This window comes from Serratia sp. CC22-02 (genome assembly GCF_900182895.1).
Taxonomy (GTDB): domain Bacteria; phylum Pseudomonadota; class Gammaproteobacteria; order Enterobacterales; family Enterobacteriaceae; genus Serratia; species Serratia nevei.
The window spans coordinates 174024-197925 of the sequence record NZ_FXUD01000003.1 but is presented as its reverse complement, the minus strand read 5'-3'; the positions used below and the strand labels follow the sequence as shown (position 1 = coordinate 197925).

Sequence of the window (23902 nt, the reverse complement as noted above, 5' to 3'; positions counted from 1 at the left end):
CTAGGCGGCCAGCTCACTCATCCCCAGGAGCTTACTCAGGTAAGTGACTGGGGTGAGAGAGTGCAGCCAACAACGCTGCAGCTTGAAAGACGACGGGGATATCAGGGGCCGGCGAGAACCGGCCCATGTGAATAAGCGGGGTTAATCAGTGGCGTTTGCCGTCGTCGTCTTCGTCGATGTAGTCGCCGTCTTCGTCATCCTCACCGTCTTCACCGTTCGGATCTTCGAAGTAGGTGCCCCAGCCGTCGTAATTGACGCCGCAGCGTTCCGCCAGCGCCACCAGCTGCTCGACCTGAGCGTCGATCAGCTCGGCGTTCAGGCCGACTTCGCTGATCACGTCGCAGCACATCACCATCGAGCCGTCTTCCACTTCCAGCTCTTCGGCGTCGGTCACTTCGTAGCCCAGCTTGAAGGCTTCAACGGCGGCCTGCTCCAGAACCTCAAATTTCTCGGCGGACAGATGGTGCTCGATGGTGTAGAGCGCGTCCGGATCGCTGCCGTCTTCCAGCAGTTCTTCGATGATCAGGCGGGTCTCTTCACGTTGTTCTTCCAGCAATTCGCGGTTTGCCATGCCTATATCCTCAAGTCAAATGGCCTTCATTCCTTCTATTTTCACACACCGCCGACATTGCTTCCACGATAAACGTGAAAGATTTCCTCGCCGGGGTTGAAATTGAATATTCATACATATAAAGTGAATTTTAATTCAATTAAGCAATCAGGGAATCGGACTATGAGCACCGGCAATGCGTTCTACCAACGTCACTTTCTGAGGTTAATGGATTTCACCCCCGCCGAGCTGCAGGCGCTGCTGCGGCTTTCAGCCGATCTGAAGCAGGCCAAGAAGCAGGGGCAGGAACAGCGCCGGCTGCAGGGCAAAAACATTGCGCTCATCTTCGAAAAAGACTCGACCCGCACGCGATGCTCTTTCGAAGTTGCCGCATTCGATCAGGGCGCCCAGGTCACTTACCTCGGCCCGAGCGGCAGCCAGATCGGCCATAAAGAGTCGATGAAAGACACCGCCCGGGTGCTGGGCCGCCTGTACGACGGTATTCAGTATCGCGGCTACGGCCAGGCGCTGGTGGAAACCCTGGCGGAATACGCCGGCGTGCCGGTATGGAACGGCCTGACCGACGAGTTCCACCCCACCCAACTGCTGGCGGATCTGCTCACCGTGCAGGAGCACTTACCGGGCAAGGCGCTGAGCGAAGTGAAACTGGCGTACGTCGGCGACGCGCGCAACAACATGGGCAACACGCTGCTGGAAGCCGCCGCGCTGGCGGGCATGGATCTGCGGCTGGTGGCGCCAAAGGCCTGCTGGCCGCAGCCGGAGCTGGTGGCCGAATGCCAGGCGCTGGCGCAGCAAACCGGCGCGAAACTCACCCTGACCGAAGACATCGCCGAAGGGGTGCAAGACGCTGACTTCCTCTACACCGACGTCTGGGTGTCGATGGGCGAACCGAAAGAGACCTGGCAGGAGCGTATCGCGCTGCTGCGGCCGTATCAGGTCAACATGGCGATGCTGAAGCTGACCGGCAACCCGAACGTGAAGTTCCTGCACTGCCTGCCGGCGTTCCACGACGATCAAACCACGCTCGGCAAGCAGATGGCGCAGCAGTACGACCTGCACGGCGGCATGGAAGTGACCGACGAGGTGTTCGAATCGGCGCACAGCGTGGTGTTCGATCAGGCGGAAAACCGGCTGCACACCATCAAAGCGGTGCTGGTCGCCACGCTGAGCGAAACCCTCTGACAATCCCCCCTCCGCCCTGGCGCCCCCGGCCAGGGCGGCTAATATATTCCTGGAATATCAAATAGCGGATTGACCTTTGCCCGCCGCGGGCAAAGGTTCTACCGTGACAGGCCGACGGCACCCGCGCCGTAAAAACCAACGATAACAAACCGTTCTCAGCGCCGCCTGGCGGCGCCTTCAGGGGATACACACCGATGAAAGCCAAACTCTTGCCGCTGTTCCTGCTCGCCGCCCTGCCCGCCGCCGCGTTAGCCGCCACGCCGCCGAATACGCTGGTGGTGGTGCAATCGCTGGATGACATCGTCAGCCTCGATCCGGCGGAAGCCAACGAACTCTCCAGCATCCAGACGGTGCCCAGCCTGTATCAGCGGCTGGTGCAGGCGGATCGCGACGATCCGGCCAAGGTGGCGCCGGTGCTGGCGGAAAGCTGGCAGGCCGATGCGGCGGCCAAAACGCTGACGGTGAAACTGCGGCTGCAGGCGGCGTTCGCCTCCGGCAACCCGCTGACCGCCGACGACGTGATCTTCTCCTACAGCCGCGCGGTCAAGATGAACAAATCGCCGGCGTTCATCCTCAACGTGCTCGGCTGGCAGCCGGACAACATCGACGCGCAGCTGAAGAAGATTGACGAACATACCGTGCAGCTGCGCTGGACGGCGGACGTCAGCCCGGCGGTGGCGCTGAATATCCTCTCGACGCCGATCGCCTCGATCGTCGACAGCAAGGCGGCGCTGGCCAACGTTAAAGACGGCGACTTCGGCAACGCCTGGCTGAAAATGCACTCCGCCGGCAGCGGCCCGTTCAAGATGCGCGTCTATCAGCCGCATCAGGCGATCGTGCTGGACGCCAACCCCACCTCGCCGGGCGACAAGCCGCAGCTGAAAAACATCATCATTAAAAACGTGCCGGATCCGGCCACCCGCCGCCTGCTGATCCAGCAGGGCGACGCCGATATCGCCCGCGAACTGGGCGCCGATCAGACCGACACGCTGAAAAACCAGCCGGGCGTCAAGGTGCTGGAGATCCCGTCCGCCGAGCAAAACTACCTGGTGTTCAACACCGGCAACGGCGCCAATCCGCTGCTGAACAACCCGGCCTTCTGGGAAGCGGCGCGCTACCTGGTGGATTATCAAGGCATCACGAAGGATCTGCTGAAGGGCCAATACTTCGTGCACCAGAGCTTCCTGCCGGTCGGGCTGCCGGGCGCGCTGGAGACCAACCCGTTCAGCTACGATCCGGCCAAGGCAAAAGCCATTCTGGCCAAGGCGGGCATCACCCACGCCGCCTTTACGCTGGACGTAGAGAACAAGCCGCCGTTCATCACCATCGCGCAGGCGCTGCAGGGCAGCTTCGCCGCCGCCGGCGTGAAGGTAGAGCTGCTGCCGGCGGCGGGCAGCCAGGTTTACTCCCGCGTGCGCGCCAGGCAGCATCAGGCGGCGATCCGCCTGTGGATCCCGGATTACTTCGACGCCCACTCCAACGCCAGCGCCTTCGCCTATAACGACGGCAAAAGCAGCACGGTAGCCGGACTGAACGGCTGGCAGATCCCGCAGTTGAACCAGCAGACGCTGGCGGCGCTGGCCGAAGCCGATCCGGCCAAGCGCCGCGCGCTGTACACCGCCATGCAGCAGGAGCTGCAGCGCAGTTCGCCTTACGTGTTTATCGATCAGGCCAAAACCGAAGTGGTGCTGCGCGACAACGTCAAAGGCTACCAGCAGGGGCTGAACGCCGACATGGTCTACTACGATCGCGTCAGCAAATAGCCGGCGGGCGGCCATCGCCGGCCAATCGATTGCGGGGCGGCAAAAAACGGCGTTTTAGCGCTTGCAGTAGAGAAAAGCGCGAGTATAATGCGCCACAATTTGCCAGGAGAAAGCATGAAAAACGACGTTTGTTTTGTTAGCCACAATCGACAAAACCGACTGCCTATCGGCGGCCAGCTGCCGTTGTTTCTCCTGTTGCTAAACCGATCGTTTCAAGCCCCTCATTGAGGGGCTTTTTTTTGCCTTGAGAATATCCCAAAGTCCCGCGCCACGGGCACGCGTCGAGGAGGAGTGAAAAATGGCCAACCCGCTGTATCACAAACACATCATCTCTATTAACGATCTCAGCCGCGAGGATCTGGAGCTGGTGCTGCGCACCGCCGCCGGTCTGAAAGCCAACCCGCAGCCGGAACTGTTGAAACACAAGGTGATCGCCAGCTGCTTCTTCGAAGCCTCGACCCGTACCCGCCTGTCGTTCGAAACCTCGATGCACCGCCTCGGCGCCTCGGTGGTGGGCTTCGCCGACGGCAGCAACACCTCGCTCGGCAAGAAAGGCGAAACCCTGGCCGACACCATCTCGGTGATCAGCACCTACGTGGACGCCATCGTGATGCGCCACCCGCAGGAAGGCGCGGCGCGCATGGCCGCTGAATTCTCCGGCAACGTACCGGTGCTCAACGCCGGCGACGGCGCCAACCAGCACCCGACCCAGACCCTGCTGGATCTGTTCACCATTCAGGAAACCCAGGGCCGCCTGAGCAACCTCAGCATCGCCATGGTCGGCGACCTGAAGTACGGCCGCACCGTGCACTCGCTCACCCAGGCGCTGGCCAAGTTCGAAGGCAACCGCTTCTACTTCATCGCCCCGGACGCGCTGGCGATGCCGGCCTACATCCTGAAAATGCTGGAAGAGAAAGGCATCGAGTACAGCCTGCACAGCAGCATTGAAGAAGTGGTGCCGGAGCTGGATATTCTCTACATGACCCGGGTACAGAAAGAGCGTCTCGATCCTTCCGAGTACGCCAACGTGAAGGCGCAGTTCGTGCTGCGCGCTGCGGATCTGGCCGGCGCGCGCGCCAACCTCAAGGTGCTGCATCCGCTGCCGCGCATCGACGAGATCGCCACCGACGTGGATAAAACGCCGTACGCTTACTACTTCCAGCAGGCGGGCAACGGCATCTTCGCCCGCCAGGCGCTGCTGGCGCTGGTGCTCAACGCAGATTTGGCTCTTTAAGGGGGAACCGCCATGACTCACGACAACAAACTGCAGGTCGAAGCGATCAAATGCGGCACGGTGATCGACCACATTCCGGCGCAGATCGGTTTCAAACTGCTGACGCTGTTCAAGCTGACCGCCACCGACCAGCGCATCACCATCGGCCTGAACCTGCCCTCCAACGAGCTGGGCCGCAAGGATCTGATCAAGATCGAGAACACCTTCCTGACCGAGCAGCAGGCCAACCAGCTGGCGATGTACGCGCCGAAGGCCACGGTAAACCGCATCGATAACTATGAAGTGGTGCGCAAACTGACCCTCAGCCTGCCGGATCACATCGACGGCGTGCTGACCTGCCCGAACAGCAACTGCATCAGCCGCAGCGAGCCGGTGGCGTCGAGCTTCAGCGTGAAGCCGCGCGACGGCGAAGTGCACCTGAAGTGCCGCTACTGCGAGAAAGAGTTCGAGCATCAGGTGGTGCTGCAGGCCGACTGAATTCTGCCCTTTTAGCGGGAGCGGCGCTGTTAATCTGCGCGTCACTCCCTATAATGGATGCCTGAAAATAACTCTACCCACGTTGCTACCCACCGAATTTTACGCTGCGGCCGACCGCGCGGCGGCGTGAAAGACAACGGGTCTATCAGGAGAAAACATGTCACGTAATATCAGCACTGAACTCGCCCCGGCAGCCATTGGTCCTTACGTGCAGGGCGTTGATCTGGGCAGCATGATCATCACTTCCGGCCAGATCCCGGTCGATCCGAAAACCGGCGCCGTTGCCGACGACGTGGCCGCTCAGGCGCGCCAGTCGCTGGAAAACGTCAAAGCGATCGTCGAAGCCGCCGGCCTGATCGTTGCCGACATCGTGAAAACCACCGTGTTCGTGAAAGACCTGAACGACTTCGCCACCGTCAACGCCGCGTACGAAGCCTTCTTCACCGAGCACAGCGCGCCGTTCCCGGCCCGCTCCTGCGTGGAAGTGGCGCGTCTGCCAAAAGACGTGAAGATCGAAATCGAAGCCATCGCCGTGCGCCGTTAATCGACGCTCACGCGAATCACGGCCAGTGCAGACTGGCCGTTTTTATTTGTCCTCACTCCATTTTAAGGCCGCGCAGCAGCGCCTCCAGCGGGTACACCGTCGCAATCACCACTTCGTCGCGCGTCTGCGCCGCCGCATCCAGCCGGCGCTGCGCTTGCTCGGCCTCGGCCCGACTCAGCGGTTTGCCCTGCTGATGGCGATCCAGCAGCGTTAAGCCCAGCGTGGCCAAGGCGCCAACGTCCTGCGCCACCGGCGCCAGATCGCGCAGCGTACGGTTGCCCGCGATCGCCGTCTGCAGTGCCGCGCCGTTCGCCTGCCAGCGCTGCAGCCGTTCGCGCAGCGCCTGCGCCGCCGCCTTATCGCGCTTATCCTGCAACAAGGCCGCGACCTGGGCATGCATGTCGCGCACCGCGCCGCTCTCCGGCGGCAGCGCATCGGCAAAGCGGTTCAGCGGTTCGAACTGGTGATAGTTGCCGGCCTGGAACTTCAGGTGCTGACGGGTGTAATACTGCGCCGGCTCCACCGCCTCGGCCAGGATCTGCAGCGGCGCGATCTGCACGCTGTTGCTCAGGCGGGTGAATTCGCGCGCCGTTTCCGCGTGCTGCTGCAGGCCGACCGACACCACCGACCAGGCGTCGATCGCCGCCAGCCGCCGGTACATGTTGCTTTCGTCGGTAACGTCCTGCGCCGACCACAGCCGCTCCGCCACCGCGAAGGCTCGCGGCCACAGCTTAAGATCGAGAAGCGGCGCGCGCACGTTTTCCGCCCACAGCGCCGCTTCACCGCCGAGAATGTTGGCCTGCCCTTTCTCGTCCGGCACCACCGGCATCTTGCCCGCCGGCACCGCCGCCAGCTTGTCGCCGCGGGTGGGGTAACGCACGTTGCCGACCAGCGTATAGCCGCTGAGCTTGTCCTGCCGCAGCGTGAACACCGGCCGCGTGTCGCCCATCCAGGTATCGACGCGGAACGTCACCTGCTGCGGCGTGCGCCAGACGATGTCGTGCACCGCGCGGCGCGATTTGCCGTTGAAATCGATAAAGCCGCGCCAGCCCTGCTTGCCCTCGATCAGCGTGAAGCTACCCTCCACCGCGCTGCCCTTCAGGCGCGGCATGCTGAAGCGCCAGCTTTGTGCCTGCTCGCCGGGCTGCACCGCCGTCTCGATCCCCAGCGGCTGCGGCAGAATTTCATTGCGGTAGTGATAGGCGGTGCTTTGCGGCTGATCGAGGTAGAAACCGGTGGAGAGAATGCCCTGATAGCCGTCCTGCGCGCTGGCACCCAGCGAGTCTTGCCCCTGCCAGGACTGAATGACGATCGAACGCGGCAGCGACGGGTGGTAGATCTCGTCCCAGCCGACCATCTGCCGCTGGTGTTTCTCGAGGATCTTTTCCAGCTTCTGGTTGAAGTAGGCCTGCAGCGCATGGGTATCCGCCAGCCCGTTCTGCTGCATAAACGCCTGAATCGACGACGACGCCCGCCACTGGCTGGCGTCCACCTCATCGCCGCCGATGTGCAGATAGGGATCGGGGAAGATCGCCGCCAGCTCGCCGACGATCGTATCGACAAACTGATATACCTCGTCGCGGGTCGGATCGAGCGTCGGCTTATGCACGCCCCACTCGCGCTCCATGCGATATGGCCCCGGCGCGCTCATCAGGTCGGGATAGGCCACCGCGATGCTGGAGGCGTGCCCCGGCATGTCGATCTCCGGCACCACGCGAATGCCGCGCGCCGTGGCGTAAGCCACCACCTGCCGCATCTGCTCGCGGGTATAGAACTGGCCGTCGCTGGCCTGCTGTTGCAGTTTTGGGTAATGCTCGGAGGCAAAGCGCCAGCCCTGATCGTCGGTCAGGTGCCAGTGGAACACGTTAAGCTTGGCCGCCGCCATACCGTCGAGCTGGCGGAGAATGTCCGGCAGCGGCAGGAAATGGCGCGCCGAATCCAACAAGACGCCGCGCCACGGGAAGCGCGGCACATCGCGGATATCCACCAGCGACAGGAAGGTGTTTTGCCCGTCGGTCTGCAGCAGCTGCAGCAGGGTTTCCATGCCGCGCAGCGCGCCGAAGCGGGTGTTGGCGGTCAGCGTGGCGCCCTGCGGCGTGACCGCCAGCCGGTAACTTTCGTCGCTGCCCGGCAGCGGCTGCGCCGCCACCCGGTCCTTGATCACCACCTTGATCGCCGCGCCGTTCGCTTCTTCCATCGGCGCCAGCGTCCAGCCGGTCTGCAGTTCGATGCGCTGGCGCCAGCGCGGCAGCGCATCGCCCAAGTCGTCACCCTGCAGCGTCAGGGACAAACGGTGATCCAAAACCAGCTTGCCCGCCGGTTGCGTCACTTCCACCTGCTGCGGCCAGGGCATCAGCGGCAGATCGCCGGCCGGCTGCGCCAGCGCGCCGCAAGAAAACCATAACGATGAAGCCAGTAGCGTATAACGGAAAGGTCTGTGCATCGGAAATTCCTCAGAGGAAAAAAACAAAATATCCCCAATGAATTTCAAACCACCGCTAGGCGGCAAGCGCCCGCATCCCCAGGCGCTTAGGTCTGCTAAGTCACTGGGGGGCGGGCGTACAGCCAACAACGCGGTGGCTTGAAAGGCGCAGGGGAAAACAGCCAACGCTGTAGATAAAGACTCAGCACAGAACAGATGTCCAACCGTTGCGGTGAAAAAGCGGACGGGATCACAGTTGCCCCCTCCCGGCCGGAGGGGGCGAACGGGTTATTGCCAGCCGTAGCGGCGCACGAACCAGCCTTTCACGCACTGGGTCAGCACCATGTAACCAGCGAGGATCAGCACCAGCCATGGGAAGTAGCCGAGAGGCAGCGCCTGCAGTTGCAGGAAGCCGGCCAGCGGCGAGAACACCAGGCCGATGCCGGTGGCGATCACCGCCAGCGTCATGATGCACAGCGGCCAGGACGGGCGGCTCTGGATAAACGGAATTTTGCGCGTGCGGATCATGTGCACGATCAGCGTTTGCGACAGCAGCCCTTCCACGAACCAGCCGGACTGGAACAGCGTCTGCATTTCCGGCGTATTGGCCTTGAACACCCACCACATCAGGCAGAAGGTCAGCACGTCGAAGATCGAGCTGATCGGCCCGAAGAACACCATAAACCGCCCCAGATCGGCGGAGTTCCAGCGCTGCGGCTGGGTGATCTGATCGTCGTCGACGTTATCGAACGGGATGGCGATCTGCGAGATGTCGTACATCAGGTTCTGAATCAACAGGTGCAGCGGCAACATCGGCAGGAACGGCAGGAAGGCGCTGGCGATCAGCACGCTGAACACGTTACCGAAGTTGGAGCTGGCGGTCATCTTGATGTATTTCAGCATGTTGGCGAAGGTACGGCGCCCTTCGATCACCCCCTGCTCCAGCACCATCAGGCTTTTTTCCAGCAGGATGATGTCCGCCGCTTCCTTGGCGATGTCCACCGCCGAATCGACGGAGATGCCGATATCGGCCGCGCGCAGCGCCGGCGCGTCGTTGATGCCGTCGCCCATAAAGCCCACCACGTGCCCCTGGCGGCGCAGCAGTTTGACGATGCGCTCTTTGTGCAGCGGCGTGAGCTTGGCGAACACCGTGGTGCGCGCCGCCGCCTGCGCCAGCTGCTCGTCGTCCATCTGCTCGATCTCGCTGCCGCGCAGCAGGTGCTCGGCCGCCAGCCCGACGTCCCGGCATACTTTGGCGGCCACCAGCTCGTTGTCGCCGGTGAGGATCTTCACCGTGACGCCGTTCTGTTTCAGCGCCGCCAGCGCCGGCGCGGTGCTCTCCTTCGGCGGATCGAGGAAGGCGACGTAGCCTTCGAGGATCAGATCCGACTCGTCCGCCACGCCGTATTCATGGGTTTGCGCCGGCAGGATCTTGTTGGCCACCGCCACCACCCGCAGCCCCTGCTGGTTGAGATCGTCGGTGATGCGGCGAATGCGCGCCAGCAGCGCCTCGCTGAGCGGGATCACCTCGTCTTCGTGGCGCACGTGGCTGCAAATCGCCAGCATCTCTTCCAGCGCGCCCTTGCACACCAGCTCGTGGTACTCGTTGTCCTTGGCCACCACCACCGACATGCGGCGGCGCACAAAGTCGAACGGGATCTCATCCACCTTGCGGTAGTGCTGCAGCGCTTCCGGCTGCTGATTTTGTTCCGCGCAGCTCAGCACCGCCACGTCGAGCAGGTTTTTCAGCCCGGTCTGGTAGAAGCTGTTCAGCCAGGCGTAGCGCAGCACCCGCTCGCTGCTGGCGCCGAACACGTCGGTGTGGCGCTCCAGCACGATCTTGTCCTGGGTCAGGGTGCCGGTCTTGTCGGTGCACAAAATGTCCATGGCGCCGAAGTTCTGGATGGCGTCCAGGCGTTTGACGATCACCTTCTGGCGCGACAGTTTCACCGCCCCTTTGGCCAGCGTCGAGGTGACGATCATCGGCAGCATTTCCGGCGTCAGCCCCACCGCCACCGACAGCGCAAACAGCGCCGCCTCCCACCAGTCGCCCTTGGTGTAGCCGTTGATCAGCAGCACGATCGGCGTCATCACCAGCATAAAGCGGATCAGCAGCCAGCTGACCTTGCTGATGCCGCTCTGGAAGGCGTTCGGCTGCTCATCCTGGCTGGTGACGCGCTGCGCCAGCTGGCCAAAATAGGTGTTGCCGCCGGTGCCGATCACCATCGCCAGCGCGGTGCCGCTGACCACGTTGGTGCCCATGAAGCACAGGTTCTGGCAGTCGAGCGGATCGGCCGCCAACGCCTGCGGCGCCGCGGATTTCTCCACCGGCAGCGATTCACCGGTCAGCGCCGCCTGGCTGATGAACAGATCCTTGGCCGACAGCACGCGCAGATCCGCCGGGATCATGTCGCCGGCCGCCAGCTTGATGATATCGCCCGGCACCAGCTGCGCGATCGGCAGCTCCACGTGCTCGCTCCTGCCGGTGAGCGCATCGCTGCGGATCACCGTGGCGGTGTTGCTCACCATGGCCTTCAGCGCGTCGGCCGCCCGGTTGGAGCGCGCCTCCTGGATGAAGTTCAGCAGCGTGGAGATCAGCACCATCAGCGCGATCACCAAGGCGCCGGTCAGATCCTCGGTGGCATAAGAAATCATGCCGAGCGCGGTCAGCAGCAGGTTGAACGGGTTGCGGTAGCAGTGCCAGAGGTGCTGCCACCAGGCCTCTTTCTGCTGATCGTCGATGACGTTCTCGCCGCAGCGCTGGCGCACCTGCTCCGCCTCATGGGCGGTGATGCCTTCCGGGTGGCTGTGGAAGCGCTCAAACAGCTGCATCGTCTCTGCGGCGGCGCATTCCAGCCGCTGCTGCGCCAGGCCGGCCGGCATATCGCGCGCAGCGCCGCCGACGCTGTCCAGCAGGCTGTCGCGCCGCACCAAACGGCGCGGGAGGCCGCGGGCGAACAGGCCCAGCAGCTGACGGGGGAGTTTTTTCAGTTTCATGGTCGCACCTCGTCGCCCGGTGCCTCACGGCAGCGGGTAAACGGGGATCGTCATCGGCCGGGCGGATGGCGGGCACGCCAAAAAGCCTCTGCCAATGCAGATCCTTATTCTTTTTTTCAGCAGCAGGAGCGAACGACGAAGCGCGCGCCACCGGTTACCGTGATGTACTTCACCGGTAAAACAGCAGCGCCAGGCGGAGAGGTTTTACCGGAGAACCGAGTGAGTGTCTAAAGCAGTCGGGTCGGGGTCCATATGGGGTATAACCTCCGGTAAAGGGAAAAACAGAGCGGCAGGAGCGGCCGTTCATCGCAATGTCACAATCCCGTTTTGCATCAAGATCCGCGTCGGAAAATGAGCTATGCTGACGGGCATTCATTATTGGCCGTCAATTTACGCCTTACAACCTAAACGACAAGTAAACCATGCAAAACCGGCTGACCATCAAGGACATCGCACGCCTGAGCGGCGTAGGCAAATCCACCGTCTCACGCGTGCTGAACAATGAAGGCAGCGTGAGCCCGCAAACCCGCGAACGGGTGGAAGCGGTGATCCGTCAGCAAGGGTTTACCCCCTCCAAGTCGGCGCGCGCCATGCGCGGCCAGAGCGACAAGGTGGTGGGCATCATCGTTTCCCGTCTCGATTCGCCGTCGGAAAACCAGGCGGTGCGCACCATGCTGCCGCTGCTGTATCAGCAGGGCTTCGACCCGATCGTGATGGAGAGCCAGTTCGAAACCCGCCTGGTGCAGGAGCATCTGCACGTGCTGCGCCAGCGCAACGTCGACGGGGTGATCCTGTTCGGCTTCACCGGCCTGACCGCGGCGATGCTCAAACCGTGGCAGGAAAAAATGGTGGTGATGGTGCGTGAATACGACGGCTTCTCGTCCGTATGTTACGACGACGCCGGCGCGGTGAACCTGCTGATGGATCGCCTGCACCGGCAAGGGCACCGGCATATCGGCTATCTGGGGGTGCAGCTCAGCGACGCCACCACCGGCCAGCGCCGCTACCAGGCCTATCTCGACGCCTGTGAACGCCTCAAGCTCACGCCGCGCGCCACGCTGGGCGAGCTGAGCTACCAGAGCGGTTTCCAGCACGCCGCCGAGGTGATCGACTCGCACACCAGCGCGCTGATCTGCGCCTCCGACAGCATCGCCCTGGGGGCGATTAAATACCTGCAGCAGCAGCCGGCGCACGCCATTCAGGTGTGCGCCATCGGCAACACCCCGCTGCTCAGCTTCCTGTTCCCCGATACCCTGTCGGTCGAGTTCGGCTACGGCAGCGCCGGCCTGCTGGCGGCGCAGCAGCTGCTGGCACAGCTCAGCGGCGAACAGGGGATCCGCCGCCTGGTGGTGCCCAGCAAACTTTCCTGACGATCTGCTGAGAAGTTGACCATTTTTTGTCATTTTGTGATCCTCGCCCCAAACCGGGAACGTTCCCATTTCATTCAAAAAGCCGAGTGGCTAAGCTTTGATCATTACTCAGTCAACACCTCTGCAGGTATCCCATAATGAGCAAAGTAAAACAGCAGGATATTGATCGCCTGATTGTTTTGGTCGGCGGCCGCGAGAACATCGCCACCGTCAGCCATTGCATTACCCGGCTGCGTTTCGTCCTCAATGACCCCAGCAAGGCCAGCCCCAAAGAAATCGAAGAGCTGCCGATGGTCAAAGGTTGCTTCACCAACGCCGGGCAGTTCCAGGTGGTGATCGGCACCGACGTCGGCGACTACTATCAGGCGCTGATCGCCAGCACCGGCGTCAACGAAGCCGACAAAGAACAGGCCAAGGTAGCCGCGCGCCAGAACATGACCTGGACCGAGCGCACCATCTCCCACTTCGCCGAGATCTTCTTCCCGCTGCTGCCGGCGCTGATCAGCGGCGGTCTGATCCTCGGCTTCCGCAACGTGATCGGCGACATCCCGATGTCCGGCGGCCAAACGCTGGCGCAGATGCACCCGGCGTGGAAAACCGTTTACGACTTCCTGTGGCTGCTGGGTGAAGCGATCTTCATGTTCCTGCCGGTGGCCATTTGCTGGTCGACGGTGAAAAAGATGGGCGGCACGCCGGTGCTCGGCATCGTGCTGGGCGTCACCCTGGTGTCGCCGCAGCTGATGAACTCCTACCTGCTCGGCCAGCAAACGCCGGAAGTGTGGAACTTCGGCTGGTTCGTGATCCAGAAAGTCGGCTATCAGGCGCAGGTGATCCCGTCGATCCTGGCGGGCATGGCGCTGGGCTGGATCGAAACCCGGCTGAAAAAGATCGTCCCCGACTATCTCTATCTGGTGGTGGTGCCGGTAGTTTCGCTGCTGCTGGCGGTGTTCCTGGCGCACGCGCTGATCGGGCCGTTCGGCCGCATGATCGGCGACGGCGTCGCCTGGGCGGTGAAAGCGGTGATGACCGGCAGCTTCGCCCCGGTGGGCGCCGCGCTGTTCGGCTTCCTGTATGCACCGCTGGTGATCACCGGCGTGCACCAGACCACGCTGGCCATCGACATGCAGATGATCCAGAGCATGGGCGGCACCCCGGTATGGCCGCTGATTGCGCTGTCCAACATCGCGCAGGCCTCGGCGGTGCTCGGCATCATCATCATCAGCCGCAAGGCCAACGAGCGTGAAATCTCGGTGCCGGCGGCGATCTCCGCCTACCTCGGCGTGACCGAACCGGCGATGTACGGCATCAACCTCAAATACCGCTTCCCGATGCTGTGCGCGATGATCGGCTCCGCGATCGCAGGCCTTATCTGCGGCCTGGACGGCGTGATGGCCAACGGCATCGGCGTCGGCGGCCTGCCGGGCATCCTGTCTATCAAGCCGCAGTTCTGGCTGATTTACTCGCTGGCAATTCTGGTGGCGATCGTCATCCCGCTGGTGCTGACCATCATGGTCTACAAACGCAAGGCCGCCCGCGGCGAGCTGCCGGTTTAATTGACGCAAAATGAATGTAGGGGCCTGCTTACGCAGGCCCGTTGTCACGATTCAAAGGTATTGATCTATGAGCAACCCAACCCCCTGGTGGCAGAACGGCGTCATCTATCAAATTTATCCGAAGAGTTTTCAAGACAGCACCGGCAACGGCTACGGCGATTTGGCCGGCGTGACCCGGCGGCTGGACTATCTGCAGGAGCTGGGCGTCGACGCCATCTGGCTGACGCCGGTCTACGTCTCACCCCAGGTGGACAACGGCTATGACGTGGCGGACTACTGCGCCATCGATCCGGCTTACGGCACCATGGCGGACTTCGAGCAGTTGATCGCCGCCGCCCACCGGCGCGGCATCCGCATCGTGATGGACATGGTGTTCAACCACACCTCAACCGAGCATCCGTGGTTCAAGGCCGCGCAGGATCGCCACAGCCCGTATCGCCAGTTTTACGTCTGGCGCGACGGCGAGGGGGATACGCCGCCGAACAACTGGCGCTCCAAATTCGGCGGCAACGCCTGGCAGTGGCACGCCGACAGCGGCCAGTACTATCTGCACCTGTTTGCCGTCGAGCAGGCGGATCTCAATTGGGAGCACCCACCGGTGCGCGAAGAGCTGAAGAAAGTGTGTCAGTTTTGGGCGGACAAAGGCGTCGACGGCCTGCGCCTCGACGTGATCAACCTGGTGTCCAAGCAGCAGGACTTCCCGTCCGACAGCCAGGGCGACGGCCGCCGCTTCTACACCGACGGCCCGCGCATTCACGAGTTCCTGCAGGAAATGAGCCGCGACGTGTTCCAGCCACGCGGCCTGATGACGGTGGGCGAGATGTCTTCCACCACGCTTGAGCATTGCCAGCAGTACGCGGCGCAGAGCGGCGAAGAGCTGTCGATGACCTTCAACTTCCACCACCTGAAAGTGGACTACGCCAACGGCGAAAAATGGACGCGGGCGGCGCCGGATTACGTGGAGTTAAAGCAGATCTTCCGCCACTGGCAGCAAGGGATGCATAACCGCGCCTGGAACGCGCTGTTCTGGTGTAACCACGATCAGCCGCGCATCGTGTCGCGCTTCGGCGATGAAGGCGCACTGCGGGTGCCGGCCGCCAAAATGCTGGCGATGGTGCTGCACGGCATGCAGGGCACGCCTTATATCTACCAGGGTGAAGAGATCGGCATGACCAACCCCGGCTTCCGCACCATCGAGCAGTACCGCGACGTGGAAAGCCTGAACATGTACGCCGAACTGAGCGCCCAGGGCCGCGGCGACGCCGAACTGCTGGCGATCCTGGCGGACAAATCGCGCGACAACGGCCGCACGCCGATGCAGTGGAGCGCCGCGCCGCACGCCGGTTTCACCACCGGCACGCCGTGGATCGGCTGCGCCGAGAACTACCCGCAGATCAACGCCGACGCGGCGCTGGCCGATCTCGACTCGGTGTTTTACGCCTACCGCCAGCTGATCATCCTGCGCAAGCAGTATCCGCTGCTAACCCACGGCGACTATCAGGATCTGGCGCCGGATCACCCGGCGCTGTGGTGCTATCAGCGCAGCTGGAACGGCCAGCGCCTGCTGGTGGTAGCCAACCTGAGCCGCGAACCGCTGGCCTGGGCGGCGGAAGGCGTGGAAGCCTCCGCCCAGTGGCGCCCGCTGATGAGCAACTACAGCGACTCGGCGGATCAGCCGCAGGCTCTGACGCTGCGGCCGTTCGAAGCGGTGTGGTGGCTGCTCGAAGACTGATCCCGCAGGGCGCGGCGAGCGCTGCGCCCTACAATGTCCCCATCAGCGCCACCACCCCGGCGGCCGCTTGCGCCAACTGCTCATCGCTCATGTCGGTCACGCCCTGCACCAGATGCGGCGGCAGATAATCCATGCCGGTCAGGTTAGCCAGCGCGTGGAACGGCAGCAGCAGATCCTGCACCGGATAGCGGTTGTAGCCTGCCGGCGTGTAGGCCTGTGCGTTGCCGCCGGTGCTCACCACCAGCTGCAGCGGCTTGCCGTGCAGTTTGGTGCCCTCGCTGCCGTAGGCGAAACCATAGGTTAATACCGCGTCCTGCCATTCGCGCAGGATCGCCGGCGAGCTGTACCAGAAAAACGGGAACATCATCACCACCGCATCGTGGCTTTCCAGCAGTGCCTGTTCGCGCGCCACGTCGATGCGGTAATCCGGGTAAGCGCGGATCAGTTCGTGCACGGTCACGTTAGGCAGCGGGCGCACGGCCTCGATCAGCGCCTGGTTGATGCGTGACTCGTCGGGGGTGCGGTGGGCGGTTAACACTAAAATGCGTGACATAAAGGATTCCTTGAACGTAAAGAAGATGAGGCATTTTTCCATTTCTGCCGCTTCGGGTGTAGGCTGTTCAAGGTCACTTCAATTTCAACCGAAAGTATCAACCACTATGTCGCTGCCCTTTGACGTGCACCGCCTGCTGCCGGCCTTCCTCGCCGCCGCGCAGGCGCAAAATTTCTCCGCCGCCGCCCGCCAGCTGGGCGTCACGCCGGCGGCGGTCAGCAAAAATATCCGCGCGCTGGAAGAGAAGCTGGCGCTGCGGCTGTTTCAGCGCAACACCCATAACGTGCTGCTGACCGACGAAGGCAAAGCGCTGCTGGCGCAGGTGGCGCCGCTGTGGCAGGCGTTGGCGGCGACGCTGGAAAGCGCCGGCGGCGAGCGGCAGGCGCCGGCCGGGGTGGTGCGCGTCAGCATGATCCCCGGCTTCGGCCGCCAGATGCTGATGCCATTGATCCCGCAATTTCTGGCGCGCTACCCGCAGATCGATCTCGATCTGTCGCTGGATGCCCGGGTGGTGAATCTGGTGGGCGAAGGCTTCGACGTCGGCATCGGCAGCCGGGTCGATCCCGACAGCCGGCTGGTGGCGCGCCCGCTCTACCCGATGCACATGGTGCTGGCGGCGTCGCCCGACTATCTGGCGCGGCGCGGTGAACCGCAAACGCCGCACGACCTGCTGCGGCACGACTGCCTGCTGCACCGCAACCCCAGCAACGGCCGCCACGTCAAATGGCAGCTGCGCCATCAGGGCGAAACGCTGGCGCTGGATCTGAACGGCCGATTGGTGGTGAGCCGCCCGGAAATGTTGCTGGATGCAGCGCTGGCCGGGCTGGGCATCGTCAACCTGGCGCGCTGGTACCTCGAAAAGCACTTTGAGCAGGGCACGCTGCGGCCGGTGCTGGCGGAGTGCTGGCCGCGCCCGGTGCAGCTGTGGCTCTATTACGCCTCGGCGGATCTACCGCCGCGGGTGCGCGTCTGGGTCGATTTTCTGCTGGCGCATTTTCGCGATCGGCCAGTGAGCGATTGACGACTGTTCAGCTTGCGCACGCTCTTCCGTTTTCCTTGTTCTACATCAAAAGAATCGCGTCAATATCTATATATAGTGCATTAAGAATTGCGAACACCTATATATAGTAGTTATCCACAAAATCATCCACACGCCGCCACAGCCCTTACGCGCTGCGGCTTTGCCCTGTGGATAAGCGAAATTTGACGGTTGCTCGCCACGCCAGGCGGGTATGAACGCTCCCTCGGGGAACAAGGAGTACAACGTGAAACCAGTAGTGATTAAGCGGGACGGTTGCCAGGTACCTTTTGACGAAGCGCGCATCGCGCAGGCCATCGAGCGCGCCGCGCTGGCGGTGGGCGTGGTCGACGCCGACTACTGCGCCACCGTCGCCCGCGTGGTCGCTCAGCGCATGGAGCAGCAGCCGCGCGTCGATATCCACGAGATCCAGCAGGCGGTGGAAAACCAGCTGATGGCCGGCGAGTACAAACAGCTGGCGCGCGCCTATATCGAATACCGCCACGATCGCGACGTGGCGCGCGAGCTGCGCGGCCGCCTGAACCAGGAAATTCGCGGCCTGGTCGAGCAGAGCAACCGCGCGCTGCTGAACGAAAACGCCAACAAGGACAGCAAGGTGATCCCCACCCAGCGCGACCTGCTGGCGGGCATCGTCGCCAAGCACTACGCCAAGCAGCACATCCTGCCGCGCGACGTGGTGCTGGCCCATGAACGCGGCGAAATTCACTACCACGATCTCGACTACTCGCCGTTCTTCCCGATGTTCAACTGCATGCTGATCGATCTGAAAGGCATGCTGACCAACGGCTTCAAGATGGGCAACGCCGAAATCGAGCCGCCGAAGTCGATCTCCACCGCCACCGCCGTGACCGCGCAGATCATCGCCCAGGTCGCCAGCCATATCTATGGCGGCACCACCATCAACCGCATCGATGAAATCCTGGCGCCGTTCGTCGACGAGAGCTTCCGCAAACACCTGCAGGTGGCGGAAGAGTGGCAGATCCCGGATGCCAAAGGCTATGCCATGGCGCGCACCGAGAAAGAGTGTTACGACGCCTTCCAGTCGCTGGAGTACGAGGTCAACACCCTGCACACCGCCAACGGCCAGACGCCGTTCGTCACCTTCGGTTTCGGCCTCGGCACCAGTTGGGAATCGCGCCTGATCCAGCGCTCGATATTGAAAAACCGCATCGCCGGGCTGGGCAAAAACCGCAAGACCGCCGTGTTCCCCAAGCTGGTGTTCGCCATCCGCGACGGTCTCAACCACCAGTACGGCGATCCGAACTACGACATCAAGCAGCTGGCGCTGGAGTGCGCCAGCAAGCGCATGTACCCGGATATCCTCAACTACGATCAGGTGGTGAAAGTCACCGGCTCGTTCAAAACGCCGATGGGCTGCCGCAGCTTCCTCGGCACCTACGAGCAGGACGGCGAACTGGTGCACGACGGCCGCAACAACATCGGCGTCATCAGCCTCAACCTGCCGCGCATCGCGCTGGAGGCGATGGGCGATGAGTCGCGCTTCTGGACGCTGCTGGATCAGCGCCTGCAGCTGGCGAAAAAGGCCCTGATGACGCGTATCGCCCGGCTGGAAGGCATCAAAGCGCGGGTGGCGCCAATCTTGTACATGGAAGGCGCCTGCGGCGTGCGGCTCAAGGCCGACGACAACATCGCCGATATCTTCAAAAACGGCCGCGCTTCAATTTCGCTGGGCTATATCGGCCTGCACGAGACCATCAACGCGCTGTTCGGCGGCGAAAATCACGTGTATGACGACGAGGCGCTGCGCGCCAAAGCGGTGGCGATCGTCGCACGGCTGCGCGCCGCCGTCGATGCCTGGAAAGACGAGACCGGCTACGGCTTCAGCCTCTACAGCACGCCGAGCGAGAACCTGTGCGATCGCTTCTGCCGGCTGGACACCGCCGATTTCGGCGTGGTGCCGGGCGTCACCGATAAGGGCTATTACACCAACAGCTTCCACCTTGACGTGGAGAAGAAGGTCAATCCGTACGACAAGCTGGACTTCGAAGCGCCCTACCCGCCGTTGGCCAGCGGCGGCTTCATCTGCTACGGCGAATACCCGAACCTGCAGCATAACCTGAAGGCGCTGGAAGACGTGTGGGACTACAGCTACAGCCGGGTGCCTTACTACGGCACCAACACGCCGATCGACGAGTGCTACGAGTGCGGCTTCACCGGTGAATTCTCCTGCACCAGCAAGGGCTTCACCTGCCCGAAATGCGGCAACCACGACTCGGCCAAGGTCTCGGTCACCCGCCGGGTGTGCGGCTACCTCGGCAGCCCCGATGCCCGGCCGTTCAACGCCGGCAAGCAGGAAGAGGTGAAACGCCGGGTGAAACACCTCGGCAACGGGCAGCTCGGCTGAAAAGCGCCGTGCAACCTATGCAGAAGCCTGTTCATCAGGCGTGATTGTCGCAGCCAGTTTGCCTTCGGCCAGCGCGCACCAACCGGAGCGTACACGCAGTACGTGAGGATTGGCAGCACTGCCCGGAGGCAAAATGGCCAGTAAAATAGCCTGATGGGCAGGCCTCACATGAATTATCACCAGTACTACCCGATTGACGTCGTCAACGGCCCCGGCACCCGCTGCACGCTGTTTGTCGCCGGCTGCGTGCACCAGTGCCCCGGTTGCTACAACAAAAGCACCTGGCGGCTCAACTCCGGCCAGCCGTTTACCCCGGCGCTGGAAGACCGCATCATCACCGATCTGAACGATTCGCGCGTGCCGCGCCAGGGGCTGTCACTCTCCGGCGGCGATCCGCTGCATCCGGCCAACGTGCCGAGCATCTTAACGCTGGTGAAACGGGTGCGCGCCGAGTGCCCCGGCAAGGATATCTGGCTGTGGACCGGCTACCGGCTGGCGGAACTGGACGCGCAGCAAATGCAGGTGGTGGACAGGATCAACGTGTTGATCGACGGCAAGTTCGTGCAGGATTTGAAAGACCCGGCGCTGATCTGGCGCGGCAGCAGCAACCAGGTGGTGCATAGGTTGCGATGAGCTGACAACACGGCACAACATGTGTTAATCCTGAGTCGGGCTGACACAGCTACGGCATGGTGACCATCTGATAAGGGCGGGTTTGTGCTAGGGGCAGACATTCCATACCCCCACTTAAATACTAAAATTTGTGCGACATTGACACTATAGATATAACAGGAAACAATCCTAAATTGATTGTTCAGGCTTGCTATGAATTGGTTCCTTCGGTTCGACGCAGGGCTGGTGTGTCATATTTGGTACTGATGAGGATTTTTTGAGTTATATCACACGGACGTTGAAGCACTTAGCAAGATTGAAAATTTTTCTATAAAAGCTCTTGTCAGATTACTTCGCATAACAATTACTTGCTTTCGAAGCAAGACTAAGCGTCGTCTCCGTACTATCTGGCTTTGAAATTACGATCCCGTAACTTAATGCACCAACTTATTTTACAGTTGGACGCTCAACCGGCAACGTTACTTTGAGTGAGGAAGCAAGCATGATCGAATATGAACGTAACGGGACCCGTTTTAGCACCACAGCAAACGGCCGCTATTCCTATCAGGTATGGAAAACCAACCATTACGCTTTCGGTCATTACGCTGGCGGTTGCTGGGTAACGAAATATTCCGGCATGTACTCCGCGAACGGCAGCGGCTACCGCGCCACGGCCGATTTGTGGGGGACAAAGTTAACCGGTTACACAGACGCCGAATGGCTGGAACTTGTTTCCGCAAGTGATGCCCTGATGTTCACACTTCATATTGGCGAATTACAGGTTTATTTTTTCGATAACAACGGACAGAAAATTGTTGTTAAGGGTGATGACGTAGGGCGGCGACAAGTACGTGGGGCACTTGAGCGTCTCGCCAAAACGCGAGGTAAAGAATTACCGAAGTCGAAGGAGGAGGCTAAAGCGGCCAGGCGCGCCGCAGCCGTTGCCCGGACGCAAAAGCTAATGGCCAATTCCGATCCGATTGCAGGAACGGTTGCGATGTTATCCCCCGTTGAATCTTTGAAGACATTGCCGATAGCCGAACAGGTAAACGTAGCACCAGAGCTAAAACGTGGGTTAGAAACATGGGAACTTGCCAACTATCGTGCTTGGTCTTCTGAGAATCATTCAAAATTAATTGGTGTGAAAATGATCGACGCCATTGCGACGTATCGTACGGAGACTACTGCCGCGTCAGAGGCTGCAGTTACCATCGTAACATCCGCAATGGAACCAATAGCGGAACTAGTAGCTAAGACTGCGACAGAACAACCGGCAATGGTGTCCAGTGTAGAACGCTTGGGCGAGACTTGGGGAGCAGCCATACATATCCGCAAACAGCATAGTAAAACTACCGGCAAGTTACGCAAGCCGCTTCTTAATGCGAATAAAGCATTTGTTAGTAAAAAGCCAATTGCTGATCTGGTTGCTGTAACGCCGGAAAAGGCTGCAGGCGGTATAGTGCCAGAAGAGAAAAAAGCGCTGACTGTATCAAAGAACCTGGTCTTAGCAACTGCAGTTGCAAATAAACAGGAACCCCAAACAGAGCAACCCGTCGAACCAATAACGGGTGCTCCGATAGCCAATAAAACTTATTCGAAAACTCCTGAGGTGCGAGCGGGTTTATTACCAGAACAAGTGCCAGCATTTCGCAGGTGGGCGAAGGGCTTGCGCGGGCTATTTAAAAGCGCCCCCCTGAGTGCTCAGATTGAAGCTTTTTTAGTAGGCGGCAAAGCGGAAGATTGGGAAATCGTTTTGAGTGATGAGCTGGAGCCCATTGCCGAATCGGTTATTTTTCATGACGCGCACGTTTTCGCGTATCGGCATAACCGTGCCAATCGGATTAAAGCATTACGCCGTGTAACCGTCCGTGAAGGGCAAGGGCGCTTTCGTACGGCAGTGCTGGCCAACCATAACGGATGTTCAATTACCGGACTTAAAGATTGTGTAGAAGCGGCACATATCTTGCCCGTGGCGATGGTGGAAGACATGCGGCCGGGTAATGGCTTAGCACTCGTTAGTTGGCTACACGCTGCCTTTGACGCGTTGGCATTTTCCATCGAACCAGCAGGGTTAACCATTCACGTAGCCCCGCACGCGCGCCAATGGCTTAATATTGATGGCTTACAGTTGGTCGACGGGAAAATCTGGCCACTTGACCGTAGCGCGCTCGCACACCACTTCGAGCGTTTTAAAGAGGCAGACATCAAACCTTAACGCCGCAAACCCTTTGCCTAAACTTACCCCCTTGAGACAGCCTCAGGCCACGCACCAGCAGCGGCAAGTTACAACAACCCCATCCCCACCACGCCAGTCAGCACGCCGCACAGCGCCACCAGCGCCGCCGTCAGGCACAGCGCCCGGGCGGAGAAGGCCTTGTTGAGCATCAACAGCGAAGGCAGGCTGACCGCCGGCAGGGTCATCAGCAGCGCCAGCGCCGGGCCTGCGCCCATGCCCGCCAGCATCATGGTCTGCACGATCGGGATTTCCGCCGCGGTGGGGATAACAAACAGGCAGCCGACGATCGCCAGGCCGATGATCCACAGCAGGCTATTGTCGACGGCGCCGTCGGCGTGCGGGAACAGCCAGACCCGCGCCGCGCCCAACGCCAGCACCGCCAACACGTAGATCGGAATGGTCGACCAAAACAGCGCCCACAGCGCTTTGCCCCAGCGCGCAAGGAACGGCTGTTCCTCGCTCTGCGCCGTCAGCACCAAAGGCTGCGGCGCGACGGGCTGCGGGTCGTTGGCGGTCACGCGCTGCACCAGCCAGGCGATGCCCAGCACCATCACCACGCCCGCCACCAGGCGGATGGCGGCGAACGGCCAACCGAGCACAAACCCCATGAATACCAGCGTCGCCGGGTTCAACACCGGGTTGGCGAGCCAAAAGGCCAGCGCGGCGCCGCTGGACACCGACTGGCGGCGCATGCCGGCGGCGACCGGCGCGGCGCAGCAGGTGCACATCATGCCCGGCAGCGCGATCAGCGCCCCCAGCACGGTGCCGGAAAAACGCCGGTGGCCGAGCGTGCGCGCCAGCCAGTCGCGCGGGATCAGCACCTGCACCAGCGAACCTAGCAGCACGCCGAGCAGCGCCGCCTTCCACACCGCGGTGAAGTAGACCAGCGCGTACTGCCAGGCCGCCAGCCAGGGGCTCGCAGCGCCGTCGGCCAGGATCGATTTGCCGATCGAATGGCTGTCCGCCGCCACGAAGGCCTTGCCGTAGTAAGGCTGCCATTTGACGTAGTAGAGGCCGACGGCCACCACCAGCAGAAACAGGATCGGTTTCCACAGCGGCCAGGCGCGTGGGGCGGGTTCATGGGCGTTCAGAGGTTGCGGCATGGTAGCGGCCAGAGTCAGTCAACAGTGGCGCCAGCATAGCGCGCCGCCGCCGCCCGTGCACGCCCGGGCTGTCCTAAATAGTTCATCTGTTCGCCACCGAGGCGTAACGCGATTGTCATCTGCGCCCGGCACCATGATGCCAACTTGAA

General features: G+C 61.7%; 17 protein-coding genes. 12 read left to right on the top strand and 5 right to left on the bottom strand.

Annotated elements, in window-relative coordinates; translation table 11 throughout:
- Nucleotides 1-145 precede the first annotated feature (145 nt).
- Complete coding sequence (gene rraB, locus QOL81_RS12870; RefSeq protein ID WP_025305115.1) at nt 146-571, bottom strand: ribonuclease E inhibitor RraB; 426 nt, start codon at nt 569-571, stop codon at nt 146-148.
- A 162-nt stretch (nt 572-733) separates the two neighbouring features.
- Here rraB and argF point away from each other — a divergent pair, with 162 nt between their 5' ends.
- From argF to ridA, 5 genes are all read left to right on the top strand, one after another.
- The gene (gene argF / locus QOL81_RS12865; RefSeq protein ID WP_197658034.1) at nt 734-1753 is read left to right on the top strand and encodes an ornithine carbamoyltransferase; all 1020 of its coding nucleotides are present in this window, start codon (nt 734-736) and stop codon (nt 1751-1753) included.
- Nucleotides 1754-1947: 194 nt separating this feature from the next.
- Nucleotides 1948-3516 (top strand): ABC transporter substrate-binding protein, encoded by a 1569-nt coding sequence (locus tag QOL81_RS12860; protein WP_283439861.1) that lies wholly within the window; start codon nt 1948-1950, stop codon nt 3514-3516.
- Between the two features lie 298 nt (nt 3517-3814).
- On the top strand, nt 3815-4750 hold the full coding sequence (gene pyrB, locus QOL81_RS12855; protein WP_038879020.1) for an aspartate carbamoyltransferase: 936 nt from the start codon (nt 3815-3817) through the stop codon (nt 4748-4750).
- Between the two features lie 12 nt (nt 4751-4762).
- Entirely contained in the window at nt 4763-5227 is a 465-nt protein-coding gene (pyrI, locus tag QOL81_RS12850; RefSeq protein WP_038879023.1) for an aspartate carbamoyltransferase regulatory subunit, read from the top strand.
- A 157-nt stretch (nt 5228-5384) separates the two neighbouring features.
- Nucleotides 5385-5771, top strand: coding sequence for a 2-iminobutanoate/2-iminopropanoate deaminase (ridA, locus tag QOL81_RS12845; protein ID WP_004933379.1), 387 nt, complete (start codon nt 5385-5387; stop codon nt 5769-5771).
- Between the two features lie 52 nt (nt 5772-5823).
- Here the strand turns inward: ridA and QOL81_RS12840 are convergent, their stop codons facing one another.
- Both QOL81_RS12840 and mgtA read right to left on the bottom strand, forming a co-directional pair.
- Nucleotides 5824-8214: a beta-N-acetylhexosaminidase gene (locus QOL81_RS12840; protein WP_283439860.1), complete on the bottom strand. Its 2391-nt coding sequence runs from the start codon at nt 8212-8214 to the stop codon at nt 5824-5826.
- Nucleotides 8215-8481: 267 nt separating this feature from the next.
- Nucleotides 8482-11190, bottom strand: a complete 2709-nt coding sequence (gene mgtA / locus QOL81_RS12835) for a magnesium-translocating P-type ATPase (protein ID WP_197658037.1) — start codon at nt 11188-11190, stop codon at nt 8482-8484.
- Nucleotides 11191-11612: 422 nt separating this feature from the next.
- Between mgtA and treR the strand changes: the two genes are divergently transcribed.
- The 3 genes from treR to treC all read left to right on the top strand — a co-directional run bounded on the left by treR (nt 11613) and on the right by treC (nt 15845).
- Complete coding sequence (gene treR, locus QOL81_RS12830) at nt 11613-12560, top strand: trehalose operon repressor TreR (protein ID WP_038879034.1); 948 nt, start codon at nt 11613-11615, stop codon at nt 12558-12560.
- Between the two features lie 137 nt (nt 12561-12697).
- Nucleotides 12698-14113 carry a PTS trehalose transporter subunit IIBC gene (treB, locus tag QOL81_RS12825; RefSeq protein ID WP_019453304.1) on the top strand — a complete coding sequence of 472 codons (1416 nt, stop codon included), beginning with the start codon at nt 12698-12700 and terminating at the stop codon, nt 14111-14113.
- Nucleotides 14114-14180: 67 nt separating this feature from the next.
- A complete protein-coding gene (gene treC, locus QOL81_RS12820) occupies nt 14181-15845 on the top strand; it encodes an alpha,alpha-phosphotrehalase (protein WP_197757301.1) in 1665 nt (554 codons plus the stop codon).
- Between the two features lie 28 nt (nt 15846-15873).
- Here the strand turns inward: treC and QOL81_RS12815 are convergent, their stop codons facing one another.
- Nucleotides 15874-16398, bottom strand: a complete 525-nt coding sequence (locus QOL81_RS12815) for an NAD(P)H-dependent oxidoreductase (protein WP_047729213.1) — start codon at nt 16396-16398, stop codon at nt 15874-15876.
- Between the two features lie 106 nt (nt 16399-16504).
- On the opposite strand from QOL81_RS12815, the gene QOL81_RS12810 reads away from it, so the two are divergent.
- The 4 genes from QOL81_RS12810 to QOL81_RS12795 all read left to right on the top strand — a co-directional run bounded on the left by QOL81_RS12810 (nt 16505) and on the right by QOL81_RS12795 (nt 22629).
- A complete protein-coding gene (locus QOL81_RS12810) occupies nt 16505-17419 on the top strand; it encodes a LysR family transcriptional regulator (RefSeq protein ID WP_049198755.1) in 915 nt (304 codons plus the stop codon).
- 244 nt (nt 17420-17663) lie between these two features.
- Complete coding sequence (nrdD, locus tag QOL81_RS12805; protein ID WP_015376445.1) at nt 17664-19802, top strand: anaerobic ribonucleoside-triphosphate reductase; 2139 nt, start codon at nt 17664-17666, stop codon at nt 19800-19802.
- A 168-nt stretch (nt 19803-19970) separates the two neighbouring features.
- Nucleotides 19971-20435: an anaerobic ribonucleoside-triphosphate reductase-activating protein gene (gene nrdG / locus QOL81_RS12800; RefSeq protein WP_197757303.1), complete on the top strand. Its 465-nt coding sequence runs from the start codon at nt 19971-19973 to the stop codon at nt 20433-20435.
- 481 nt (nt 20436-20916) lie between these two features.
- Entirely contained in the window at nt 20917-22629 is a 1713-nt protein-coding gene (locus QOL81_RS12795) for an HNH endonuclease (RefSeq protein WP_197757305.1), read from the top strand.
- Between the two features lie 68 nt (nt 22630-22697).
- Here the strand turns inward: QOL81_RS12795 and QOL81_RS12790 are convergent, their stop codons facing one another.
- Nucleotides 22698-23753: a permease gene (locus QOL81_RS12790; RefSeq protein ID WP_197757307.1), complete on the bottom strand. Its 1056-nt coding sequence runs from the start codon at nt 23751-23753 to the stop codon at nt 22698-22700.
- Between the last annotated feature and the right edge of the window lie 149 nt (nt 23754-23902).